Annotated in this window: 7 protein-coding genes; 2 read left to right on the plus strand and 5 right to left on the minus strand. The window is 64.6% G+C overall.

Going from position 1 to position 6,050, the window contains the following annotated elements:
• The first annotated feature begins 185 nt into the window (after window positions 1–185).
• Window positions 186–1,259, plus strand: a complete 1,074-nt coding sequence (locus F604_RS0111050; protein WP_019551700.1) for a radical SAM protein — start codon at window positions 186–188, stop codon at window positions 1,257–1,259.
• 36 nt (window positions 1,260–1,295) lie between these two features.
• A complete protein-coding gene (locus tag F604_RS0111055; protein WP_019551701.1) occupies window positions 1,296–1,685 on the plus strand; it encodes an NADH-quinone oxidoreductase subunit 15 in 390 nt (129 codons plus the stop codon).
• Here the strand turns inward: F604_RS0111055 and hemW are convergent.
• From hemW to F604_RS0111080, 5 genes are read right to left on the minus strand one after another with little or no spacing between them, the layout of a single operon-like run.
• On the minus strand, window positions 1,682–2,785 hold the full coding sequence (gene hemW / locus F604_RS0111060; protein ID WP_019551702.1) for a radical SAM family heme chaperone HemW: 1,104 nt from the start codon (window positions 2,783–2,785) through the stop codon (window positions 1,682–1,684). The two genes, F604_RS0111055 and hemW, sit on opposite strands and share 4 nt — an antisense overlap.
• The gene (locus tag F604_RS0111065; RefSeq protein WP_019551703.1) at window positions 2,786–3,178 is read right to left on the minus strand and encodes a HEPN domain-containing protein; all 393 of its coding nucleotides are present in this window, start codon (window positions 3,176–3,178) and stop codon (window positions 2,786–2,788) included.
• The gene (locus tag F604_RS0111070; RefSeq protein WP_019551704.1) at window positions 3,168–3,485 is read right to left on the minus strand and encodes a nucleotidyltransferase domain-containing protein; all 318 of its coding nucleotides are present in this window, start codon (window positions 3,483–3,485) and stop codon (window positions 3,168–3,170) included. The genes F604_RS0111065 and F604_RS0111070 overlap by 11 nt, the downstream gene beginning before the upstream one ends.
• 4 nt (window positions 3,486–3,489) lie before the next feature.
• Window positions 3,490–4,710, minus strand: a complete 1,221-nt coding sequence (locus F604_RS0111075) for a glycerate kinase type-2 family protein (RefSeq protein WP_019551705.1) — start codon at window positions 4,708–4,710, stop codon at window positions 3,490–3,492.
• A gap of 1 nt (window position 4,711) precedes the next feature.
• Window positions 4,712–5,974, minus strand: a complete 1,263-nt coding sequence (locus F604_RS0111080) for a (Fe-S)-binding protein (RefSeq protein WP_019551706.1) — start codon at window positions 5,972–5,974, stop codon at window positions 4,712–4,714.
• Window positions 5,975–6,050 lie beyond the last annotated feature (76 nt).

Below are 6,050 nucleotides of genomic sequence, written 5' to 3' on the forward strand. Positions count from 1 at the left end.
CGGTTTGGTCAGCCTGTGTCACGCGGTAGCGTATCTTGAGGGCTATCTTGGAAACCGGGGGATTATAGCTCCCCCACACCCCCTCTTTTCTCTAAGGGCCTCGAGGGGGGATGAAATGCCCCGTTGAGTATGGCTTTGCATAGGTCGTCCTCAACCCCATCCCCGGAAGCGCGTAACCTAAGGGCGTGGAGCTTTTGCGGCCGGAGGCCACGGTTCTCTCCCTGGGGGACAGGGTCCTCTCCTTCGACCGGGAGGGACGGCCTTACCACTACTTCCGCCAGGGGCTCACCTACAAGAGGGCCTTGGACGGAAGCCTGCGCCTGCGCTACCGGGAGGGGGAGAGGAGGAGGCGACGCCTAGAGAAGGCGGAGGCCCTGGAGGTCTACCGCGAGATCCTGGGCATAGCGGAGGCCCATCTCAAGGATCCCGGACGCCGGGAAGAGGTGCTTCGCTGGACCCCGGAGGCCCTTTCCGACCCCACTCCTTATCGCCGGGCCTACGCCTGGCCCGTGAGCATTCTCCCTCCGGATGCCTACCTTTCCGTGGTCCTTCAGGCCACCACGGGATGCACCTGGAACCGGTGCGCCTTCTGCTCCTTCTACCAGGACCGCCCCTTTCAGAAGCGCAGTCCCGATGCCTTCCGGGAGCATGTGGAACGGGTTTTGGAGCTTTTGGGAAGGGGAAGGCTTTTAAGGAGGGGGGTTTTTCTGGGAGATGGCAACGCCTTGGCCCTGGGCGAGCCCCTTCTTCCCCTACTGGAAGAGGTTCGGCGGGCCTTTCCCGGGGAGCCCATCCTGGGCTTTTTGGACCTCTTTACCGGGTTGAAGAAGGAGGCTACTTGGTGGGAAAGGCTTAGGGCCTTGGGGCTTAGACGGGTTTACATTGGCCTCGAGACCGGGCATCCCCCGTTGCTTGCCCTCCTAAACAAGCCCGGGCACCCCCGGGAGGCCTTACCCCTGGTGAACGCTTTGAAGGAAGCGGGGCTTTCCTTGGGGGTAATCCTCATGGTGGGGGCTGGGGGCCTAGCCTACGCTGAGGCCCACCGCCGGGAGAGCCTGGCCCTTTTGGCCGAGCTCCCCTTGGGGAAAGAGGATGTGGTTTACCTATCCCCTTTCCAGGAGGAGCCGGGTACCCCCTACGCCCTCCTGGGCCTAAAGCCTCTTCCCGATGTGGAGGCGGAGCTTGCTGCTTGGGCCAGGGAACTCCGCCGCTTGGGCCTGCGGGTGGCCCGGTACGACATCCGGGAGTTCCTCTATTAGGGCCAGCGCACCCTGGCCTCTTGGTATACTCGGGCCATGAGCGCCTCGCATGAACGGGAACTCTATGAGGCCTGGGTGGAGCTCCTTTCCTGGATGCGGGAATACGCCAGAGAGAAGGGGGTCCGGTTCGAGAAGGAGGCGGACTTCCCCGATTTCATCTACCGCATGGAGCGCCCTTATGACCTTCCTACCACCATCATGACCGCTTCCCTTTCCGATGCCTTGGGGGAGCCCTTCCTTCTTGCGGACGTCTCTCCCCGGCACGCCAAGTTGAAACGCATCGGCATCCGCCTTCCCCGGGCCCACATCCACCTGCACGCCCACTACGAGCCAGGGAAGGGCTTGGTGACGGGGAAAATCCCCCTTACCAAGGAGCGCTTCTTCGCTCTGGCCGACCGGGCGCGGGAGGCCTTGGCCTTCGCCTAGCCCTCGAGGGCCTCCCATAACTTCAGGACCACCGGATGGAGGAGGGGAAAAGCCTGGCGGGTGGGCTTGAGGCGGAGGCCTTCCACTTCCAAAAAGCCCGCTTTCGCCAGGGATATAGCGGCAGGCTTTAGGCTAGGCCAAAGGCTTAGGCCCGTTCTCCTCTCCACGGCCTCCACATCCACCCCCTCCTTCAGGCGCAGGCCCAGCATCAGGCTTTCCTTGGCGTGTTCTAAGGGGGAGATGGCCTCCTCCTGAGGGGGTTCCCCCAGGAGCCAGCGGGGAAGGGGAGGGTTGGTACGGCGGAAGGCGTAAACCGGCCCCGTGCCCGGGTACTGGCCTGCGGCACTGGGACCCAGGGCCAGCCAAAAACCATTCCGCCAGTAGGCCAGGTTGTGCTGGGCTTCCTCCCCGGGTTTGGCGAAGTTGGAAACCTCGTAACGCCAAAGCCCGGCCTCCCCCAGGATCTCCTCGGCCTTTTCCATGGCCCAGGCCTCCCGCTCCGGGTCCTCCTTCAGGCCCAGGAGGGCGAAGGGGGTACCCTTTTCCACCTGCAGGGTGTAGGCGGATACGTGCCCCACTCCTAGGGAGGCGGCCTCCTTTAGATCCTTCTCCACCTCCTGCATGGGCAGGCCCAGGATGAGATCCAGGGAAACCCGGAAGCCCCCTTCCAAGGCCATCTCCACGGCCTTCAAGGCGCCCCTTCGTCCATGGGCCCGGCCCAGGAACCGCAGCACCGCTTCCTGGAAGCTCTGGACCCCTAAGGAGAGGCGGTTCACCCCGAGGTCCTTGAGAAGGGCCATCCGTTCCCGGTTCAAGGTGCCGGGGTTGGCCTCGAGGGTCACCTCCGCATCCGCTTCCAGCCTCCAGGGAAGGGCCTGGAAGAGGGCGATGAGTTCCCGGTCCCGGAGAAAGCTCGGGGTACCCCCGCCCAGGTAGAGGGTCTTTAGGGGCTCAGGGTGGATCTCGTAAAGCCTCTGGGCTTCCTCCTTAAGGCGTTTCAGGTAGGCTTCCACCCACCCCGGGCCCCGGCGCACCACGTGGAAGTCGCAGTAGGGGCAGAGGGTGGGGCAGAAGGGGACGTGGAGGTAGAGGCTGGCCATTCAATCCTGCGTTAAGACCCTTTCTGCCCAGGCCACGGCTTGCTCGGCCAGCAGAAGAGCCTCTTTCCAGTCCTCTTCTGTGGCCTCGGGGAGGTCCCCCGGGTAGCGGCCCGCCACGGCGAAGGGGTTAAGCCGAACCAGGTCTTCTAGCCCTGGAGGCACGGGGAGGTGGGGGCGGATCAGCTCCAGAAGGCGTGCCAGGTCGTGGGTTTTGGGAAAAGGGATGCCAAGGGCGATGAGGAGGGCCTTGAGGGCCTTTTCCGCAGCCTGCTGGGCGTCAAAGCAAGGGTCATCCCAGACCACCTCGGGGCTGGTCCTTCCTACGCGGGCCCGGGCCAGGTTGCTCTTGGCGCGGGCCAGCCAGACTCCTGGGTCTGAGGCGTCATGCGGCATAGAGCACCCGCCCTTCCCGGAGGACATGGGGATAAACCGTTGTCCAGGTTTCCCGGTACCGGGTCAAGTCCTCTTCGGTGGCCAGGAGGAGGTCCAGACTGAAGCCTTGCTGGACCTTGCTGGCAGCCTGATAGAGGTCTTTCCAAACCCGCATGGTCTTGTACTCCGGTGGCACCACCACGAGGAGGTCGTAATCGCTTTCTGGGCGGGCCTCCCCCCGGGCCCGGCTGCCAAAGAGGATGATCTTTTTCGCCGGGACGGTTTTGAGGATGGCCGAAAGGACCGGAGCCAGCTCCGGGTACTCCACCTTTTCAGTCTACAAAGAGGAGGCGGAAGTCGTTGAGGTTGGTGCCGGTAGGCCCGGTTTTTAGGAGGGTTCCCGCCTGTTCAAAGAAGCCGTAGCTGTCGTTGGCTTCCAGGAAGGGCCTTGGGTCCAGCCCCAGGTTCCAGACCTCCGGAGTGAGGAGGGCTCCCGCCGCTTCTGAGGGTCCATCCAGCCCGTCGGAATCCGCGACCAAGGCGTAAAGGGGGGCTTGGAGGTGGGCGTAGAGGGCGAGGAGGAACTCCAGGTTCCGGCCCCCCCTACCCTTCCCCCTCACCTGTACCTGGGCTTCCCCCCCGGAGAGGAGGAAAAGGGGCTTTTTGAAGGGAAGGCCATGGGCGCGGAGGGTTTCCACCAGCTCCGCATGGAAGCGGGCCAGGGCCCGGGCCTCGCCGCCGAAGCGGTCCGAGAGGATCACCGCCCGGTAGCCTTGCCGCCTTAAGAACCCTTGGGCGGCCTTTAGGAGGTCCAGGTTGCGCCCGACGATCCGGTAGGACAGCCGTTTTAGGGCGGGGTCTTGGGGCTTCAGGGTTTCGGGGAACCGGCCCCTTAGTCCTTCTTCCAACACCCGCCTGGCTTCGGGAAAGGCCAGGCCATACCGGTCCAGGACGGCCAGGGCCTCGAGGTAGGTGCTGGAATCCGGATGGAAGGGTCCCGAGGCGATAACCCCGGGGTCATCCCCTGGCACGTCGGAGAGAAGAAGCACGTGAAGCCGCGCTTGGGTGGCCTTTAGAAGCCTTCCCCCCTTCACCTGGGAGAGATGCTTGCGCACGGCGTTGATTTCCCTAATGCTGGCCCCGCTTTTCAGGAGGGCCTCCGTGAGGGCCCGCTTCGCCTCCAGGGAGATCCCCAGGGGCAGGCACCAAAGGGCGCTTCCCCCGCCCGAAACCAGGGCTAAAACCCGCGCCTTGGGGGAAAGCCCCTTGAGGAGTTCCAGGACCTCCTGGGCCGCCCTTAGGCTTTCCCCATCGGGCAAGGGATGGCCGGCGAAGACCGCTCGTAGCCCCAGGGCATCCTGCCCCTTGGGCAGGGTGAGGTGGTAGGGTACCTCCCCGTAGCGATCCAAGGCAGCCTTTAGCATCCAGGCCGCTCCCTTGCCCACCGCCAGGATGAGGTGGGGCCTGGCCTTGGGAAGGGCCCTAAGGGTGAGGCGGTAGGGGTGGGCTTCCTCGAGGGCCTGGCGGATGGTGGTTAAAAGGAGGTCTTTCATTCTAGTCGAGGGGGGACCTTCCTTCGTAGAGTAAGTCTAAGAGTTCCGCCGTGTGCAGGATGGGGATGCCCTTGTCCAAATAGGCCTGGATCTGGGTGAGGCAGCCGATGTTGCCCGTGACCACCAGTTCGGGCTGGATGGCCTGAAGGTTTTCCGCCTTTCTCCTGCCCAAAACCTCGGCGATCTCGGGCTGGAAGAGGTTGTAGGTGCCGGCGCTGCCGCAGCAGATTTCCCACTCCTTGGGCTCCAGCACCTCCACCCCAGAGGCCTTAAGGATCCTCCTTGGGGCTTCCCGCACCCCCTGGGCGTGGGCCAGGTGGCAGGCGTCGTGGTAGGCCGCCCTGAGGGGCCTTGGGGGCGGGGGAGGGGGGATGAAGCCCAGCTCGCCCAGGATGACGGTGAGGTCCTTCACCTTGGCGGCCAGGGCCCTCGCCTCCTCCTCCTCGGGTTCCCCCAGGAAGAGAAGGGGGTATTCCCTCATCCCCGAGCCGCAACCGGCGGCGTTGGTGACCACGTAGTCCACCTCCCGGAAAGCCCTCAGGTTGATGCGGGCCAAGGCCCTGGCTCCCTCCTTGTCCCCGGCGTGGAGGTTTAAGGCCCCGCAGCAGACCTGTTCCTTGGCGGCTATCACCTCCACCCCGTTTTCCTGGAGGACCCGGATGGTGGCCCGGTTGATGGAAGGCCTCAGGACCTGCTGGGCGCAGCCCAGGAGGATGCCCACCCTGGCCCGCCTTTGGCCCTTGGCGGGGTAGACCTCCTGGTAGGATTCCCTGTCCGGCAGGCGGTCCGGGAGCAGGGCGATGGGAGCCTTAAGAGCCTTGGGCAGGGGAAGGGGCTTGAGGAGGGGTTTTAGCCGGCTTCCCAGCTCGGCCAGGGGCCGAAAGCGCTCGGGGTAGGGGAGGATGCGGAGGAGGGACTGGCGAAAGACCTGTTCCAGGGGGTAGCGGTGACGCTTGCTCTCGGTGTGCAGGCGGAAGGTGGCGATGAGCTCGCCGTAGGGGACGCCGCTTGGGCAGGCGGTAACGCAGGCTTGGCAGGCCAGGCAACGATCCAGATAGGGAAGGGCTTCCTCCAGGGAGAGGTTCCCTTCGAGGACCTCCTTCATCAGGAAGATCCGACCCCGGGGGGAGTCCATCTCCTCCTGCAGGACCAGGTAGGTGGGGCAGGTGGGAAGGCAGAAGCCACAATGGACGCAGGCCTCGATGGCGTGGGCCATCACCTCCCCTTCCTTGCCCAGGGTTTCCACGGGTATGCGGTGCTGCATGTTCTCACCGTGACGACTCCCCGGACTAAAGTCCGGGGCTTCTCGGGGTGTTTCCCTGCGGGAAAGCACGCGGGGT

It is taken from the genome of Thermus scotoductus DSM 8553 (genome assembly GCF_000381045.1).
GTDB lineage: Bacteria > Deinococcota > Deinococci > Deinococcales > Thermaceae > Thermus > Thermus scotoductus.